17 protein-coding genes are annotated in these 17,659 nt (G+C 57.6%); 8 read left to right on the forward strand and 9 right to left on the reverse strand.

What is annotated here, in order from left to right; all coding sequences use genetic code 11:
• Positions 1–214: 214 nt before the first annotated feature.
• From FY528_RS18295 to FY528_RS18305, 3 genes are all read right to left on the reverse strand, one after another.
• Positions 215–1,039 carry a carboxypeptidase-like regulatory domain-containing protein gene (locus tag FY528_RS18295; protein WP_187632190.1) on the reverse strand — a complete coding sequence of 275 codons (825 nt, stop codon included), beginning with the start codon at positions 1,037–1,039 and terminating at the stop codon, positions 215–217.
• A 199-nt stretch (positions 1,040–1,238) separates the two neighbouring features.
• On the reverse strand, positions 1,239–1,595 hold the full coding sequence (locus tag FY528_RS18300; protein WP_149072476.1) for a hypothetical protein: 357 nt from the start codon (positions 1,593–1,595) through the stop codon (positions 1,239–1,241).
• A 137-nt stretch (positions 1,596–1,732) separates the two neighbouring features.
• On the reverse strand, positions 1,733–2,581 hold the full coding sequence (locus tag FY528_RS18305; RefSeq protein ID WP_149072477.1) for a hypothetical protein: 849 nt from the start codon (positions 2,579–2,581) through the stop codon (positions 1,733–1,735).
• 133 nt (positions 2,582–2,714) lie between these two features.
• On the opposite strand from FY528_RS18305, the gene lepA reads away from it, so the two are divergent.
• The 7 genes from lepA (at position 2,715) to FY528_RS18340 (ending at position 9,698) form a co-directional block, all read left to right on the forward strand.
• Positions 2,715–4,502: a translation elongation factor 4 gene (gene lepA, locus FY528_RS18310; protein ID WP_149072478.1), complete on the forward strand. Its 1,788-nt coding sequence runs from the start codon at positions 2,715–2,717 to the stop codon at positions 4,500–4,502.
• Between the two features lie 108 nt (positions 4,503–4,610).
• Positions 4,611–4,802 (forward strand): hypothetical protein, encoded by a 192-nt coding sequence (locus tag FY528_RS18315; protein WP_149072479.1) that lies wholly within the window; start codon positions 4,611–4,613, stop codon positions 4,800–4,802.
• 11 nt (positions 4,803–4,813) lie between these two features.
• Positions 4,814–5,725: a bifunctional 5,10-methylenetetrahydrofolate dehydrogenase/5,10-methenyltetrahydrofolate cyclohydrolase gene (locus tag FY528_RS18320; RefSeq protein ID WP_149072480.1), complete on the forward strand. Its 912-nt coding sequence runs from the start codon at positions 4,814–4,816 to the stop codon at positions 5,723–5,725.
• A 211-nt stretch (positions 5,726–5,936) separates the two neighbouring features.
• Positions 5,937–6,518, forward strand: a complete 582-nt coding sequence (locus tag FY528_RS18325) for a 7-carboxy-7-deazaguanine synthase QueE (RefSeq protein WP_149072531.1) — start codon at positions 5,937–5,939, stop codon at positions 6,516–6,518.
• A gap of 13 nt (positions 6,519–6,531) precedes the next feature.
• Positions 6,532–8,466 carry an OmpA family protein gene (locus tag FY528_RS18330; RefSeq protein ID WP_149072481.1) on the forward strand — a complete coding sequence of 645 codons (1,935 nt, stop codon included), beginning with the start codon at positions 6,532–6,534 and terminating at the stop codon, positions 8,464–8,466.
• Positions 8,467–8,730: 264 nt separating this feature from the next.
• Positions 8,731–9,111: a hypothetical protein gene (locus tag FY528_RS18335; protein ID WP_149072482.1), complete on the forward strand. Its 381-nt coding sequence runs from the start codon at positions 8,731–8,733 to the stop codon at positions 9,109–9,111.
• A gap of 209 nt (positions 9,112–9,320) precedes the next feature.
• Positions 9,321–9,698 carry a hypothetical protein gene (locus FY528_RS18340; protein WP_149072483.1) on the forward strand — a complete coding sequence of 126 codons (378 nt, stop codon included), beginning with the start codon at positions 9,321–9,323 and terminating at the stop codon, positions 9,696–9,698.
• A gap of 63 nt (positions 9,699–9,761) precedes the next feature.
• Here the strand turns inward: FY528_RS18340 and FY528_RS18345 are convergent, their stop codons facing one another.
• The 5 genes from FY528_RS18345 to FY528_RS18365 form a co-directional block, all read right to left on the reverse strand.
• Entirely contained in the window at positions 9,762–11,048 is a 1,287-nt protein-coding gene (locus FY528_RS18345; RefSeq protein ID WP_149072484.1) for a citrate synthase, read from the reverse strand.
• A gap of 201 nt (positions 11,049–11,249) precedes the next feature.
• On the reverse strand, positions 11,250–12,638 hold the full coding sequence (gene mnmE, locus FY528_RS18350; protein ID WP_149072485.1) for a tRNA uridine-5-carboxymethylaminomethyl(34) synthesis GTPase MnmE: 1,389 nt from the start codon (positions 12,636–12,638) through the stop codon (positions 11,250–11,252).
• Between the two features lie 61 nt (positions 12,639–12,699).
• Positions 12,700–13,359, reverse strand: a complete 660-nt coding sequence (locus FY528_RS18355) for a metal-dependent transcriptional regulator (protein WP_149072486.1) — start codon at positions 13,357–13,359, stop codon at positions 12,700–12,702.
• A gap of 114 nt (positions 13,360–13,473) precedes the next feature.
• Positions 13,474–14,484 carry a 3-oxoacyl-ACP synthase III family protein gene (locus FY528_RS18360; protein ID WP_149072487.1) on the reverse strand — a complete coding sequence of 337 codons (1,011 nt, stop codon included), beginning with the start codon at positions 14,482–14,484 and terminating at the stop codon, positions 13,474–13,476.
• Positions 14,485–14,577: 93 nt separating this feature from the next.
• The gene (locus FY528_RS18365) at positions 14,578–15,720 is read right to left on the reverse strand and encodes a glycosyltransferase family protein (protein ID WP_149072488.1); all 1,143 of its coding nucleotides are present in this window, start codon (positions 15,718–15,720) and stop codon (positions 14,578–14,580) included.
• A gap of 103 nt (positions 15,721–15,823) precedes the next feature.
• Here FY528_RS18365 and FY528_RS18370 point away from each other — a divergent pair, with 103 nt between their 5' ends.
• Entirely contained in the window at positions 15,824–16,639 is an 816-nt protein-coding gene (locus FY528_RS18370; RefSeq protein WP_149072489.1) for a 2,3,4,5-tetrahydropyridine-2,6-dicarboxylate N-succinyltransferase, read from the forward strand.
• Between the two features lie 236 nt (positions 16,640–16,875).
• On the opposite strand, the gene msrA is transcribed toward FY528_RS18370, so the two are convergent.
• Positions 16,876–17,412, reverse strand: coding sequence for a peptide-methionine (S)-S-oxide reductase MsrA (msrA, locus tag FY528_RS18375; protein ID WP_149072490.1), 537 nt, complete (start codon positions 17,410–17,412; stop codon positions 16,876–16,878).
• Positions 17,413–17,659: the final 247 nt, after the last annotated feature.

The raw sequence follows: 17,659 nt of genomic DNA on the forward strand, positions 1-17,659 counted from the left end.
CTGGCGCCCGGCTCGTGGCAGGCCGCCGCCACACGGCTGCGCAAATCGAGTGAATACGGTTTCATGGTCTACTCTACGCAGCAGCCCGTAGCCAGGGCGAACGGTTCACGAATCCGCTATAATGGCGCGGAAGGGTATGGCCGAGGTGCGAAAAGCATTGTCAGCCGTGTTATAGGAATTGTCAGTTATGTGATAGGCTGTTTTGCTGATTCCGCTACTTCTCCTCCGTCAGCACGGTGAAGTACAGGCTGGGGAGCAGGTTATGGACGGTCCAGGCCGCCTGGCCGTTTTCGCGCTCTACCATGCCGGGCTGCTTCTGGCGCACCACGGGAATGGAGAAATACTTGTTTTCGGGGGCTTGTTTTTCGCTTTGCAGCCACTGCAGGGTAGCGGCCACGGGCTGGCCGTTGAGCACAATATGGTAAGGCCGCAAATCCAACTTCAGCCAGCCGGTGCGGGAAGGCGGGCAGAGGAGCTGTACATCCTGGGTGCTAAGCAGCTGGTCGGGGCGGTTGCTGCGCACGGTATACAGGTTGAGACGAAAGCGCAACCGCTCGTACTTGTTGTCGGTGAAATAGACGTAGAGTTCTTCCAGGTAGGAGCGCCGCCCAGGGGTAAGTAACGTCCCCAGCTCCCAGCCCCACTCATCATCGACGGTGGTTTTACCCGAGCTGCCGGCCATCCAGCGGACATCGGCTTTTTCGGCGGTGCGGCCCAGCTTGGCCGGCTGCACCTTACGGCTTTGAATGGTAACGCCTTCGAGGACCTGATGCAGGGGTTGGAGCTGAAACACGCGCTGCCCGGCCTGCCACTGAGCTGGCGCTACCACATAGGGCATAAAGCCCACGCAGGACACGATGAGGGTGTCGCGTAAATCGGGTGGGAGGCGCAACAGGTAACGGCCCTGCTCATCGGCTGCGGTGCCAATAGCCTTGCCCGGCACGCCCAGAATGGCAAACGGCACCGGCTCCTTGGTTTGGGCATTGAGCACCTGGCCCGTGGCGGTTACCGTTTGGGCCCAGCCAGTAAAACTAACCATACTCACCAGCAGGAACAGACAAAGTTTATACACCACAGAGAAGCGGATATTAATAGCTAGGCAGTTTCCGGACAATGTAGAGAAAAGGAAACGAAGTAAAGTAGCGCTACTGAAGGAGGGAAGCAGCTGGCCAGCCACCAAAAAACGCCAGCCTACCCGTAGGCCGGCTGGCGTTGTTATGGCCCCAGCAATGGTTGCTTTATGAGTGAGCAGCCTTCTTTTCCAGGGCCTGAAGCAGCTCATCGGCCGCCTTTTCGATGTCGTGGTAGCCTTGCTGGGCGGCCCGTTCTTTAGCGGCAATCAGCCCGTCGCGGTGCACGGTTTTGAAGTCGCCGTAGGGGAAGTGGTAGCGGCCCTTGGTGTCTTCGCCCTTGGTTTCGTCGAGGCCCAGGTGCCACTGTCCGTATTCGGCTATTTCGTGCTTTTCCAGAAACTTGTTTTCCTGGCTAGTATCAGGGTTGTGCTGGCCCCAGTGGCCCTGGTCGTTTTTGAGTTTGCCGTCTGCAATCAGCTGCCTGGCAAACTTCACAGCGGCCGTGTTCAGGTGTAAGCTCATGGCGGGTGGACGTTAGGGTATGATACCCTTTGCTTACGCACACCTTTTCAGCGGGTTCACCGGGCTCCTGATTAGTTCCGGCGGGCTGCGCCGTTACATACAAGCGTAGATTGCCGTTTTTTATAAACTGCCAGCGCTCAGGACAGCGTGATGCCGGCATTGAAGACCAGGCGCCAGAGCAGCGCCAAAAGCAGAAAAGCTCCCACAAAGGCCCAGGCAATGGTGGTTTTTCGGGGTGTAGGCACGGTATCCTGGAACAGCTCGTTGCGGCTGGAGATGCTTAGCGGGAGCAGGAAAAGGCCCATCGTCACAAACAGCAGCCCCTCGTAGGTGGTCAGGTCCGGCCACTTGAGAGCTGCCAGCAGTAGGCTGCCTACCACCCAGGGCACCAGCAAGCCGGTAAAAATGAGCTGGCCGCGGTTGGCATAGAGCATCATGGTGCGCGAGTCGTGGCTTTGCAGGAAGGCTACGGCCGCTTTGTAACCTGTAATTACCGCAATAATGCCACCCAGCACGGCTAAGGCAATGGGAAAGGCCGTGCCTCCCTCCACGAAGAGCCAGCGGGGTACATACCAAAATCCCAGCTGCGTGAATGAGCCTGCAATAAGGCCCCCCAGTACCAGGTTGAAGGCGTGCAAAGCCAGCCAGAAGTAAAAAAGCTTGAGCCGGCCTTTGCGGCCCCGCCCGTAAAACCAGAACAGGAGCCCGGCCCCAATAGCCAGTAGCAGGCTCAGGAACGGGCCCACCCCATACACGGCAATAACGGCAATGCGCCACCACTGCCGGTCGGGAATCAGAAACTGCACGTGGCTCAGGTGCAGGGTGAGCGGAATGCCCAGTCGGTGGGCCATGGCCGCCGTGGCCAGCTGGTGCACGCCGTAGGCCAGCAGGAAGGCTAAGCCATAAAGAACAATGGAGTTAAGCGCCGTAATACTGGCTTTGCTGGATTCCGTGGGCGAGACGGTGCGGCTAAGGTCAAGGTTCATAGCAGAGAGGATAGCAGATGGCTCCCCAAGTTACTTAAACCCCCGCAGGCTACCATAACCGGCGGCCAACTCCCAAAAACTAGCTTTTCCGGGCCGTTTTGCCTACCTTCGCAGCTAGAAAAAACTGCCTCTAGTGAAGAACATCCGCAATTTCTGCATCATCGCCCACATCGACCACGGCAAGAGTACGCTGGCCGACCGCCTGCTGGAATTTACCAGCACCGTGGCCAAGCGCGATATGCAAGCTCAGCTGCTCGATAACATGGACCTGGAGCGGGAGCGGGGCATCACCATCAAGAGCCACGCCATCCAGATGCAGTATCAGTACAAGGGCGAGCAGTATACGCTCAACCTGATTGATACCCCCGGCCACGTCGACTTCAGCTACGAAGTATCCCGCTCCATTGCTGCCTGCGAAGGCGCCCTGTTGATTGTGGATTCCTCGCAGGGGATTGAAGCCCAGACGATTTCCAACCTCTACCTGGCCATCGGTTCCGACCTGACCATCATTCCGGTGCTCAACAAAATCGACCTGCCCCACTCCATGCCGGAGGAAGTGTCGGACGAAATTGTGGACCTGATTGGCTGCGACCGGGACGAAATCATCCATGCCTCCGGTAAGGCCGGTATTGGAATCGAGAATATCCTCAACGCCATCTGTGAGCGGATACCCGCGCCCCAGGGCGACCCGGAGGCCCCTTTGCAGGCCCTCATCTTCGACTCGGTTTTCAACTCTTACCGGGGTATCGAAGTTCTGTTCCGGATTAAGAACGGCACCATGCGCAAGGGCGACAAGCTCCGCTTCATGGCTACCGGCAAGGAATACGGCGCCGACGAAATCGGTATTCTGGGCCTTAACCAAGAGCCCCGCCAGGAAGTAGCGGCTGGCAACGTAGGCTACCTCATTTCGGGCATCAAGGAAGCGCGCGAAGTAAAAGTCGGCGACACCATCACGCACGTAGCGCGCCCTACGGCCGAGGCTATTCAGGGTTTCGAGGACGTGAAGCCCATGGTATTTGCCGGCATTTACCCGGTGGATACCACCGAGTACGAAGAACTGCGCTCCTGCATGGAGAAGCTGCAGCTCAACGATGCTTCTCTGGTATGGGAGCCCGAAACGTCGGTGGCCCTGGGCTTCGGCTTCCGCTGCGGCTTCCTGGGCATGCTGCACATGGAAATTGTGCAGGAGCGTCTGGAGCGCGAGTTCAATATGACGGTGATTACCACCGTGCCCTCGGTGCAGTTCCACGCCACCGGCACCAAAGACCAGCTGCTGACCATCAACGCGCCGAGCGAAATGCCCGAGCCGAACATGATCAAGCTGATTGAGGAGCCCTACATCAAGGCCCAGATCATTACGGCGGCCGATTACGTGGGGCCCATCATCACGCTGTGCATGGAAAAGCGTGGCATCATCAAGGGCCAGAGCTACCTCACTTCGGAGCGGGTGGAAATGACGTTTGAGCTGCCGCTGTCGGAAATCGTGTTCGACTTCTTCGACAAGCTCAAAACCATTTCGCGCGGCTACGCTTCCCTCGACTACGAGCTGATTGGCTTCCGCGAGTCGGACATGGTAAAGCTGGACGTGATGCTGAACGGGGAGAAGGTGGATGCCTTATCGGCCATTGTGCACCGCAGCAAAAGCTACGACTGGGGCCGCCGCCTCTGCGAAAAGCTTCGGGAGCTGCTGCCCCGCCAGCAGTTCGAAATTGCTATCCAGGCCAGCATAGGTCAGAAAATCATTGCCCGCGAAACCGTAAAGGCCCTGCGCAAAAACGTAATTGCCAAGTGCTACGGCGGCGACATCAGCCGGAAGCGCAAGCTGCTCGAAAAGCAGAAAGAGGGTAAGAAACGGATGCGTCAGGTAGGGTCCGTGGAGATTCCCCAGGAGGCCTTCCTGGCTGTATTGAAAATTGATTAGATAAGTGAAACGCGGCTCTCGAAAGAGCCGCGTTTTTTTTGCGCGTACCCTTTCTTTTTACCTCATACACTTCTTGACACGGCGTGCTATGATATACTTCTTCAGACCATGTCCAGTAACCTCCTCAAGAACTGCACGAGCCCGGAACAGCTAGAAAAAATCATCAAAGGCCAAGAGCGCAAGTTCCGGTGGCGCGACGATTGGCCCGCTATGGAAGCCGCTTTGCAGTCCGCCGGCACCGCTGCCATTGCCGCCCACGCCAGCAAGCCCAAGCCCGAACAACCCCAGGATATAGCCTAACCCTCACACGCATGACCACAGCCCCCGACGCCACCACCTACCGCCTCATCGACGGCAAGCAGACCGCCGAGGCCATCAAAGAAGAAATTGCCGCCGAAGTAGCCCAGCGCAAAGCCGCCGGCCAGAAAGTGCCGCACCTGGCCGCCGTGCTGGTAGGCCACGATGGAGGCTCCGAAACTTACGTGCGCAACAAGGTGCTGGCCTGCGAGCGGGTGGGCTTCGAAAGCACCCTGCTGCGCTACGAGGACACCATCACGGAGGCCGAGCTGCTGGCGAAAGTGGCCGAGCTCAACGAAGATGACAGCATCGACGGCTTCATCGTGCAGCTGCCCCTGCCGCGCCATATTTCTTCCGAAAAGGTGATTGAAGCTATCCGCCCCGAGAAGGACGTAGACGGTTTCCACCCGATGAACATCGGGCGGATGGTGGCCGGGCTGCCCGCCCTGCTGCCCGCTACGCCCTCGGGTATTGTGGAGCTGCTGCGGCGCTACGAGCTGCCTACTGATGGCAAGCACTGCGTGGTAATTGGGCGGAGTAATATTGTGGGTACGCCGGTTAGTATTCTGCTGGCAAAGAACTTAGAGCCCGGTAACTGCACCGTGACTTTATGCCATTCGCGTACCCAGAACCTGGCTGAAATAACCCGCACGGCGGATATTCTGGTAGCTGCCCTCGGCCGCCCGGAGTTCGTGACGGCCGACATGGTGAAACCCGGCGCCGTGATTATTGACGTGGGCACCACCCGGGTGGAGGATGCCAGCAAAAAGGCGGGCTGGGCACTCAAAGGTGACGTGAAATTCGAGGAAGTAGCTCCATTGTCCTCGTTCATCACGCCGGTGCCAGGAGGCGTCGGGCCCATGACCATAGCCATGCTGCTGCTGAATACCCTGCGCGCCGCAAAAGGCGAGGTGTACGCCCGGTAGAATCCTATTTTTCCGGTATCTTTGGCTTTCATTTGCCATCTGATTCCGTTACTTTTCAGGTCGGACGTCTGGGGCGGAACTATGCTACGCGGTGGCTGGTTCCGCCCCGGAAACCGGCCTTTTTGTTTTTGCTTGCGTTTTGACTCACTTGCTTACTTCCCTGCCCGTCCTTTCTTCCCTGACCACTGCCAGCTCGGCCGCACTGCCCCTGATGGAGCAGTTTTATACTATTCAGGGTGAGGGATATAACGCCGGCCGGGCTGCTTATTTTCTGCGTCTGGGCGGCTGCGACGTGGGCTGCGTGTGGTGCGACGTGAAAGAGTCGTGGGATGCCGGCCTGCACCCCCGGGTAGCTATTCAGGACATGGTAGCGGCGGTGTTAGCGCATCCGGGGCGCAACGTGGTCATCACCGGCGGGGAGCCACTGATGTATGACTTAACGGAGCTGACGGGTGCCTTGAAGGAAGTGGGCTGCCAGACCTGGCTCGAAACATCAGGTGCCTACCCACTCTCCGGTAACTGGGATTGGGTATGTGTGTCGCCTAAAAAGTTTAAAGCCCCACTGCCGGAGGTAGTAGCCCAGGCCCACGAACTCAAGGTGGTCGTCTTTCATAAGAGCGACTTTGCCTGGGCCGAGCAGCACGCGGCTATGGCGGGGCCGCACACCCGGCTGTACCTGCAGCCGGAATGGAGTAAGGCCGCCACCATCACCCCCTTGCTTATCGATTACGTGAAGCAACACCCGCAGTGGCAGGTGTCGCTGCAAACGCATAAATACCTCGACATTCCCTAGCCTCCACCGTTGTATGCGTCGTTTCGTCGTGGCAGTATTCCTGGGCGTGGCCTTGTTGGCCGGTCCACCTGTAGTAGCGCAGCAAAAACTGTCCTCTACCAACACCAAAGCCCGCAACCTGTTTGATAAAGCGCAGGGGCAGGCCAAGAACCGGGAATTTGCCAAAGCCATTGAGACGCTCACCATTCTGAACGAGAAGTTTCCTTCCCTGGGAGAGCCTTTCCTGGTGAAAGGGTCTTTGCTGAAAGCCATGGGCGACACCCGCGCGGCCTTCGTAGCGTATCAGAAAGGCCTGACCCTAATCCCATTCGACCCCGCCCGTTCCCTGGATTACTTTACCCTGGGGGAACTGGCCATGAGCTTCGGGGAATACCAGGTGGCCGGCGAGAGCTACGGCCGCTTCCTAAAGTCGGCGCCCAAAGGCCACCGTAGCATTCCTAAAGCTCAGCATCAGCTGCAAAACAGCGAGTTTGCCGTGAAAGCCGTGGCCAACCCTACCGGGCCGGCCCCGCAGCGGGTGCCCGAGCCGCTCAACACGTTTCGCTACCAGTATTTCCCCTCTATCACGGCCGATAACCGCTTTTTGCTGTATACGGCCCGGCCTACAGCTCAGAGCGACGAAGACCTGTACCTCAGCCGCCAAAACAAGGACGGTACGCTGGGGGCACCGCAGCCGATTTCAGCGGCCATCAACACCCAGCTGAACGAGGGCGCGGGCACCATTTCCGGGGATGGCAAAACCCTGGTTTTTGCTTCCTGCGACCGGCCCGGTTCCGTCGGCAACTGCGACCTGTTTATTTCGCGCCGAACGGGCAACAACTGGAGCAAACCGCGTAACCTGGGTAAGCTCGTCAACTCCACTGCCTGGGACTCCCAGCCTTCCCTGTCGGCCGATGGCCGCACCCTGTATTTTACCTCCGACCGGCGCGGGGGGCAGGGCCTAGAGGATATTTACATGACCATGCTGCAGGCAGATGGCAACTGGAGTCCGGCCCGCAACCTCGGCACACCCATCAATACTGCCGGCAAGGATATGGCTCCCTTCATCCACGCCAGCGGTACCACGCTCTACTACGTGACGGACGGCCTGATTGGCATGGGCGGGCTGGACGTGTACAAGTGCAGCCTGAGCGGGCAAAAGTGGTCGGAGCCGGTTAACCTGGGTTACCCGCTTAATACCAACGAAAACGAGGCATCCCTGTTTATTGCATCCGACAACAGCCGGGGCTACTGCTCGCGCACGCGGCCGGCCGAACCTGGTATTCCGGAGCGCGACCGGCCAGTGGAGTTGTTTTCCTTTGACGTGCCCAAAACCGTCCGCTCCCGCGAAACCAGTACGTATACCCAGGGCCGGGTATTCGATGCTAACACCAAAAAACCACTCAAGGCGGATGTGCAGCTCTACGACGTACAAACCAACGAGCTGGTGCAGTACGTCACGTCCGACCCACTGGATGGGGACTATACCGTGGTGCTCAACGAAGGCCGGCACTATGCCATGTACGCCTCCGCCGATGGATATCTGCTCAAAAGCCTCAGCTTCGATTACAGCGACAAGCACACTTTTGACCCCCTCACGCTCGATCTGTACCTGGACCCCCTGCGGGCCGGGCGCACCATGGTGCTGAATAATCTATTTTTTGAAACGAACGAGTACAAACTCAAGCCTACTTCCCGTACCGAGCTCAACCGCCTGATCGGGTTCATGCAGCAGTACAAAGATGTGCAAGTAGAAATTGCCGGGCATACCGACGATGTAGGGGCTGAGGCTGACAATGAGAAGCTTTCCCTGAACCGGGCCCGGTCCGTGTACGAATATCTGTCGGCTAACGGGGTATCCTCTACCCGAATCCGGTTCCGGGGCTATGGCGAAAATAAGCCACTGGTACCCAACGACTCGGAAGCCAGTCGGCAGCAAAACCGCCGGATAGAATTCCGGATCCTTTAGTCATTCCGCTTAAGCAGCAAAAGCCCAAAGCCCCGCTTTCACCAAGCGGGGCTTTGGGCTTTTTAAAGTTATAGTTCTTCTTTTTCAGGTGGTTGATAAACAAGTGATAATCAATAATAAGATGCTTGATGTAAAAACTACTTGATTAGAATAGTAATATTTATTCTTTGTTTTATTAAAAAATAAGTTTAGCTTTGTTCAGCAGCATCAACGGCTGCCCTATTGATTTCTCTTCTTCGTTTCACCCTTTCACCTCACCTACTTATGAAAAAGATTTTCCTGCTTGTGGGTATGCTGCTGGCGGTTTCTGTGGCCAGCCAGGCTTCCCAGGAAAATAACGCTACCGGCGACAACGGTAGCGCCATTGCGGCTCGGGCCACCAAGTTGTCGCGGGCTATGGCCAGCACCATGCAGCTCGACGAAGGGCAGTACCTCAAAGTAAAGCAGTTGAACACGCGTATGCTGGCCGAGGTTGATGACCTAAAGTCCCGCTACGCGGCCGATCCGGAAATTCTGGACCAGCGTCTGGCCGATGCGCAGCAACGCTACGAAGCGGCGCTTACCAGCCTGTTGCGCCCCCGCCAACTGGCTGTATACCAGGAAGCACAAAGCAACATGACTGCCCTTAGTATTATGGCGAATTAGGCCTGTGGCTATATGGTACTGAAAAAGGCGCCCCCGGGGCGCCTTTTTGTGTTTATAATTATGCTGAAATTAAATTTGATTATTCTTTGTCAAGGAAACAGAAAGACTTATATTTGATCAAGTTATACTAGGGAAATTTACATAAACGGGTTTTGTCGATTTCCCGGTTGCCATTTTTCCGTCACTCACCTTTGCACTCGATACCAGTCATGACTGTACCTATACGTACTCTTTGTGCTATTCTTCTGTTTGCGGGCAGTTTGCTTTCGAGCTGCGCCAAATCCGCCGGTGATACCTCCATCAGTCGCCAAGCCACGTCGATCAGCCGTACCTTTGCCTCCAAAGGCCACCTCAACGAAGGTCAGTATAAGCGTGTGCGCAGCCTCAGCATCCGTATGATGCGGGAAATAGAACGAGTAAAAAGCCACAACTCCTCACCACTGCAGCAGGAGCTTCTGATTCAGGAAATTCAGGCTGGGTATGAAATGCAACTAGCTTCAATTCTGATGCCTGCTCAGCTGGCGCGCGTTCAGCCATACATGCCCAAACTTCTTGCCTTACACAGCAAAACGGTGGCCGTACGCTAGGCTGGCGAAACGGTAAATAAAAAAAAGGCTACCTGCAGAGGTAGCCTTTTTTCGTGGGCTATTCTAGCGCTGCTCAATCGGGGTGTAGTCCCGGTTCAGCTCGCCGGTGTAAACCTGGCGGGGACGGCCAATCGGCTCTTTGTTTTCGCGCATCTCTTTCCACTGGGCAATCCAGCCGGGCAGGCGGCCCAGGGCAAACATCACCGTAAACATTTCGGTGGGAATGCCAATGGCTTTGTAGATGATGCCCGAGTAGAAGTCAACGTTCGGATAGAGCTTGCGCTCAATGAAATAAGGATCCGTGAGGGCCGCTTGCTCCAGCTCCTGCGCAATTTTCAGCAGGGGGTCGTTGATGCCCAAAGCCGTCAGCACCTCGTCGGCAGCTTTCTTGATAATCTTGGCCCGTGGGTCGAAGTTTTTGTAGACGCGGTGACCGAAGCCCATCAGGCGGAACGGATCATTTTTATCCTTGGCCTTGGCAATGAACTTGCTCGTGTCGCCACCGTCGCGCTGAATAGCTTCGAGCATTTCTACCACTTCCTGGTTGGCGCCACCGTGCAGCGGGCCCCAGAGGGCGTTGATACCAGCCGAAACCGAGCCGTACAGCGAAGCATTCGCCGAGCCCACCAAACGAACCGTCGAGGTAGAGCAGTTCTGCTCGTGGTCGGCGTGCAGGATGAGGAGCTTGTTGATGGCGCGCACCACTACAGGGTTGACTTCATACTTCTCCGTGGGGAAGCTGAACATCATGTATAGGAAATTCGACGCGTAGTCTAGGTCGTTCCGCGGATAGTTCAGCGGATGGCCCATGTTGTTCTTGTAGGTCCAGGCTGCAATGGTGGGCAGCTTGGCCATCAACCGAATCACGTTCAGGTCAATTTCGTCCTTGCTCAGGTCCGGCGATACGCTCTCGGGATAGAAAGCCGTCAGCGCACAGATCAGGCTACTGAGAATGGCCATAGGGTGGGCCGCCGAGGGGAACCCATCAAAAATCTTGCGCACGTCTTCGTGCACGAGGGTATGCTTGGTAATCTGGTTGCTGAAAGAATCCAGCTCTGCCTGGGTAGGTAGTTTGCCGTAAATCAGCAAGTAAGCCACTTCCATGAAGCTCGACTCCTCAGCCAGCTGCTCGATGGGGTAGCCCCGATACCGCAGAATGCCTTCTTCGCCGTCCAGGAACGTAATGGCACTTTTGGTAGCGCCGGTGTTTTTGTAGCCCGAGTCGATGGTAATGTAACCGGTTTGGTCGCGCAACTTGGCAATATCAATTGCCTTCTCGTGCTCGGTACCTTCGATGACGGGGAAGGAATACGATTTCCCGTCGAGGATAATCTCAGCAGACTCTGCCATAAGCGTGTATTAGGGTGGATGCGGGGCGAAAGTAAAGAATTACCGGCAGGGCGGAAAGCCCGGGCCAAGCCTGAATCTATTCAACTACCAAAAGAAGGTAGATGTTCGGGCTAATGCGCAAAATTATTCGCTATGCCGACAATTTGAAGGAAGGCCCGGATGATATACAAAATATTCCGCGCTGAAGAGGCTGCGTGCGCCCTACTTTCCGATGCAGAACTGGGTGAAGATGCTGGTTAATAGGTCGTCGGTGGATATTTCCCCGGTGATTTCGCCCAGGTACGCCAGCGCCCGGCGTAGGTCGGCGGCCAGTAGTTCCGTGCCCGTATTGCTTTGAAGGCCCGCTTGCACGGCGAGCAGAGCCGCTAGCGCAGCTTCCAGGCTGCGGGCGTGGCGCACATTGGTAACGATGGTGGCGGAGCCCGTGCGGTCGAGGCCCGTACCCCGCACTTTTTGCAGGAGTGCTTGTTTCAGCTCGTCCATGCCCCGGCCGGTAGCGGCGGATAGCAGCAAGGCATCAGTATCTGCATACGCCGCAGCTTCGGCGGAGCTGATCTGGTCTAACTTATTGCCCACGGCCAAAGCGGGAATCAGGTTGCCTGGGTTGAGCTCCGCGAGTTCGGCCGCAAGTTGGGCCGGAGAAGCAGTGGTCAGGTCAAACAGGTAAAGCAATAGCGCCGCCTGACGCACGCGCTGACGGGTACGCTCCACGCCCATCGACTCCACCACGTCGGTAGTGTCGCGCAGGCCAGCGGTGTCCACAAACCGAAACCGAATGCCTTCCAGGCTTACCTCATCCTCGATAAAGTCGCGGGTGGTACCGGGTATAGCCGATACAATGGCGCGCTCTTCATTCAGCAGGGCGTTCAGCAAAGTTGATTTGCCGGCATTGGGCTTGCCAGCAATAACGGTGGTCACGCCGTTTTTAATGACATTGCCCAACTCGAAGGAGCGCAGCAGCTGCCGGATAATGCCTTCCAGCTCCTGCAGCAGGTTGGTGAGGCCACTACGGTCGGCAAACTCTACATCTTCCTCACCGAAATCTAGCTCCAACTCCAGCAAGGAAGCAAATTGCACCAACCGGGCCCGCAATTCCTTCAGCTCGCGGGAAAAGCCGCCGCGCATCTGCTGCATGGCTACCTGGTGGGAAAGGGCCGAGTCGGAGGCTATGAGGTCGGCTACGGCCTCGGCCTGGGCCAGGTCGAAAGCCCCGTGCAGGAAGGCGCGCTTGGTAAACTCCCCGGCCTCGGCCAGCCGCGCACCCCCGCGCACCAGCAAGCTGAGCACCTGCTGCACAATGTAGTCGGAGCCGTGGCAGCTGATTTCCACCACGTCTTCGCGGGTGTAGGAGCGCGGGGCCCGAAACAGTGAAACCACGACCTCATCCAGAATACGCTCTCCGTCGCGAAGGGTGCCGAAGTGCAGCGTGTGCGTGGCCTGTTCCTGCAACGATTTGCCCGCGAAAATGGACTCGGTGAGGGCAATGGCTTGCGACCCCGAGAGGCGCACCAGCGCAATGGCGCCCGAGCCTGGAGGCGTGGACAAAGCCACAATGGTATCGGAAAGGGAAGGAGGCAGCAGGGAAGACACAGGAGCAGGAAAAAGAGAAAGTCAGCGGCTGGCGCAGGCGCGAAAAAATTAGCAATAGTAGCTAGCCTGCTACAAACAAATTGCGCGAAACTTCGGCCGAAAGCATTTGCTTGCGCTGGCAGTCTATGCTGACTTCCAGGGAGTTATCAAAATCGATTTTATCGATTACTTTAAGCTGGGAGCCCAGGCGCAGACCAACCTTATCCAGGTACTGCAGGAAGGGCACGGCGGTGCTGCGCACGGCCACAATGGTACCCTCTTCACCCACGGCTAGGTCAGCCACTAGGCGGTGACGGGCTCGGTTGATAGAGCCATCGGCTGCCGGAATAGGGTCGCCGTGCGGGTCGGTTTGCGGGTAGCCCAAAAACTCGTCCAGCCGCTGCACCAGCAGTGGGGACTGGATGTGCTCCAACTCCTCAGCCACTTCGTGTACCTCATCCCAGCTGAACCCCAGTTGCTGCACCAGAAACACTTCCCACAGGCGGTGCTTGCGAATGGTGAGCAACGCCAACCGCTTGCCCTCCGGAGTAAGTGAAACGCCCCGGTACCGCTGATAATTAAGCAGGCCTTTTTCGCCCAGCCGCCGCAACATGTCCGTGACCGAGGCCGGCCGGGTTTGCAGCGCCTCCGAGACGCTGTTGGTGCTCACGTCGAGGCCAGGTGAAGCTTCGGCCAGCTTGTAAATGGCTTTTAGGTAGTTTTCTTCGGTGTAGCTGGGCATTCCTTGGAATGAGAAATGAAGAAGGAAGAATAAGTCATTGGTCGTTCAACAGTTCAGCAGAAACTCCAGAACGGCCAATGCTTCATTCTTCTTTCTTCACTCTTGATTAAAAACCTACCACTTGATCAGGGCCGAGGCCCAGGTGAAACCGGAGCCAAAGGCTGCCAGGCACACCAGGTCGCCGCGCTTGATTTTCCCTTCCTGCACGGCCTCGCTGAGGGCAATCGGGACGGAAGCCGCAGTGGTGTTGCCGTAGCGCTGGATGTTGCTGAACACTTTGTCTTCGGTAAGGCCCATTTTTTGGCCCACGTACTGCGTGATGCGCAGGTTGGCCTGGTGGGGAATCAGCATGTCGATGTCTTGGGGCTGGTAGCCGTTCTGGTCGAGGGCTTCCTTGATGACCTCCGGAAAGCGCGTCACGGCGTGCTTGAACACCTGTTGGCCATTCATGTACGGGTACATGGCTTCGGGCTCGTCGAGCACAATCTGCACACGGTTGTCGCGGTTAGAGCCCGGCTCCCGGGTAATCAATTCCTCCGCATGCTCGCCCTGGGCGTGGAGGTGGGTGCTCAGAATGCCGCGGCCTTCCTCATTGCTGCGGCGCAGCACCACGGCGCCGGCACCATCCCCAAAAATTACGGAGACGGCGCGGCCCCGGGTGGTTTTGTCGAGGCCGGAGGAGTGTATTTCGGAGCCCACTACCAGCGCCGTTTCGTACATACCGGTTTTGATGAACTGGTCGGCCAAGGAAAGGGCATAGATAAAGCCCGAGCACTGGTTGCGCACGTCAAAGGCAGCAATTGGGGCCTTAATGCCTAGCTCGCGCTGCAACAGCACTCCGGAACCCGGAAATAGGTAGTCAGGGGAGAGCGTGGCGAAGACAATTAGCTGTACGTCGTCGGGCTGCAGGCCAGCCATTTCCAGGGCTTTGCGGGCCGCATTGGCCCCCATGTTGGCGGTGGTGTCCTTGCCTTCCTCAAACCAGCGCCGCTCCCGGATGCCCGTGCGTTCCTGAATCCACGCATCGGTGGTTTCCATCATTTGTTCAAGATCTGCGTTGGCAACTACCCGGTCGGGGACGTAGTGGCCTACGCCGGCAATTTCACTTTGGCGGAGAGTAGACATTGGGGGAGGGGGATTTAGCAGGAAAAGTGCGCGAAAGGGCGGAAGGTAGAAAACTTTCTTCTCAGCGCATAAACGGGGGGCAAAGGTCGGCAGTTACCAGATAGAATCCAGGAGGGATACTAATTTTTGCCCTTCACCGTCCCAGAAAACTTCTTGAGGAATTCCGTGCGGGTAGAAGCCGCCGGCTTGCAGGCGTGTAGCCAGCATACGCATGCTGGCCGGAGAAAGGTCACGGAAATCAATGGTCAGCCCGGCGTGGTGCTGGCGGACCAGCGCTACCCATGCCGGGTTGGGCGGCAGCAGCACCGGTAGTCCATTGGCCAGGTACTCAAACAGCTTGGTGGGAATACAGCGCCAGGTGCTGGGGTGCTCCTGATACGGCAGCAAGCCCACGTGACTACGCGTAATAGTGGTCAGGATCTGGGCATGGGGCACGGGTTGGGCACCGCCGATAAGGGTGACAAAGTCGCTAGCCTCCGCTATGGCCTGCTGAAGGCGCAGTAAAAAGGCTGGCTGCTGGCAAAACCCAATTATCGTCAGCCGAACCTGCGGCCACACCTGGTACAAGGCTTTGGCCAGGGCAATGGCATCCAACGCCCCATTCAGCTCGGAGATAGTGCCGGAATACAGCAGCTCCAGCGGCTGGCCAGGCTGCCAGGGGCGTGGGGCAATGGCTGGTACCGTTGAGGGGGCGGGTTGATATTTATTTTCCAGAACAAGGGTATGCGCCGGGGTGGCAAAGGGCAGCTCCTCAGCGTAGCTTTTTTCGGCCAGCAGCACGCCGGCTGCCCGGGCTGCTGCCAGGTTTTCCAGGCCCCGCACCGTAGCCGCCAGAAACCGGCGCAGCCAAGCCGGGTACACCCCCTGCGTGCGGATGTTGAGGGCGTAGTTTTCCCGCACATCATAGAGGAACTGCCGCTTGCGCCCCAGTGCCTGCCATAACACGGTGAGGGGCAGCAGCTCCGGGGCATGTACTACCACCAACGTTGGGTGGAGGCGGCGGAGCAGATCCCAGTACCGGGCCTGCGCCCGCACCCGGGCCCAGCTCAGGCGGCTGCCGCAAAAAAGACTGTGCTGCTGAATAGCCCCGCTTGGTGCCGGCAGGTGCCCGGGCCCGCTGCGGCCCGCTACATGCACGCTCACGTCCGGCTGCCCCACCAGCGTGCGGGCAAACTTGCCGTACATGCGGGTATCGTCTACGGGTTTGAGCACCGAGGCCAGCAGAATGGTCTTCATGGGGCGCGGAAAGGCAGGAGAGGAATTCAAAGAGGTTTTTATCGGCGCGGTTGCTATCAAAGATGCTAGTTTTGTGTCAATCCATTTTTTGCACCCTTTTCGCATGTCTGATCTTCGCGCTACCATAGAAGCCGCCTGGAACGACCGGAGCCTGCTGCAGCAAGCGGCTACCGTCGAGGCCATCAACACCATCATTGAAGAACTGGATAAAGGCCGCCTACGGGTAGCTGAGCCCGTCGGCGACGACTGGCAGGTGAATGACTGGGTGAAGAAAGCCGTTATCCTGTACTTCCCCATTCGGCAGATGGAAACCATTGAAGTGGGGCCATTTGAGTTCCGCGACAAGATGCTCCTGAAAACCGACTACGCCGGGCAGGGCGTGCGCGTGGTGCCACCCGCCGTGGCCCGCTACGGTGCCTATCTGGCTTCGGGTGTAATTATGATGCCCAGCTACGTGAACATCGGCGCCTGGGTAGGCGAGGGTACCATGGTCGATACCTGGGCTACCGTGGGTTCCTGTGCCCAGATCGGGGCCGGCGTGCACCTGAGCGGGGGCGTGGGTATTGGTGGTGTGCTAGAGCCCGTCCAGGCGGCCCCGGTTATCATTGAGGACGGTGCTTTCATTGGCTCCCGCAGCATTCTGGTGGAGGGCTGCCGCGTAGGCCGGGAGGCCGTTATTGGGGCTGGCGTTACCATCACGGGCAGCACCAAGATTATCGACGTGACGGGGGCTGAGCCCAAGGAGTACAAAGGCTACGTGCCGGCCCGCTCCGTGGTCATTCCCGGCTCCTACGCCAAGCAGTTTGCCGCCGGCGAATACCATGTACCCTGTGCCCTCATTATTGGTCAGCGCAAGCCCAGCACCGATTTGAAAACGAGCCTGAACGACGCTCTGCGCGACTATGGGGTGAGCGTCTGAACTACGGATTCTAGCGGATTTTTCGGATTCCACGGATTTTGTGGACGATTCTCTCTACTCAGTTTGTCATCCTGAGCGCAGCGAAGGACCTACTCACGTTGCACCGGCTTATGCTGACGCGAGAAGGTCCTTCGCTGCGCTCAGGATGACAGGTGCACTCACAGAAAAGCCTCGCAGTTGCGAGGCTTTTCTGTGCCGCAAATCGTCCACAAAATCCGTGGAATCCGAAAAATCCGCTAGAATCCGTGGTTCAGCTTCTCCCCAAACACGGCCTTCACCTTATCTACTTTGCTTTTCACCACAAACTGACAGTAAGGCTGGGTTTTGTTCAGGTTGTAGTAGTTCTGGTGGTAGGCTTCGGCGGGGTAGAAAGCCTTGAGCGGCAGGATTTCGGTGGTAATGGGCCCGTTGAAAGCATTAGCTTCGGTAAGTTTCTGCTTGTAGCCTTCGGCCAGGCGCTGCTGCTCCTCGTTGTGGGTGTAAATGCCAGAGCGGTACTGCGTGCCCACGTCGTTGCCCTGCTGGTTGAGGGTGGTGGGGTCGTGGGTTTTCCAGAAGATTTCCAGCAACTCCTCATAGCTGATAACGCTGGGGTCGAAGGTGATTTGGATGACTTCGTTGTGCCCGGTGAGGCCGCTGCAAACCTCCTTGTAGGTGGGGTTGGCTATGCGGCCGCCGGTGTAGCCCGATACTACTTTCTGTACACCGTTTAAATTCTGAAATACAGCTTCGGTGCACCAAAAGCAGCCGCCGCCAAATGTGGCTTGTTCCATACGAATAGGAGAGGGGAATTACGTCGAAAAGATACTCTATAAGCGTATTTCACCCCCGAAGGTTTCACTCCGGCGCTTCTCCACGGCCTACCCCAGCTCGACCGTGCCAGCTATTGTGGGGGTGTCGGTTCTACGTGGTACGCGGCTGCCGCTTGGTTGACCTAAGCCAATGCACCGCCGCCCAGGATAGCGGCCGGAGTCAGCTCGCATAAAAAAAGAAGCCCGCCGCCAACGGGGTTGGGGCGGG

Origin of the sequence: Hymenobacter lutimineralis, from assembly GCF_008271285.1 — a bacterium.
GTDB lineage: Bacteria > Bacteroidota > Bacteroidia > Cytophagales > Hymenobacteraceae > Hymenobacter > Hymenobacter lutimineralis.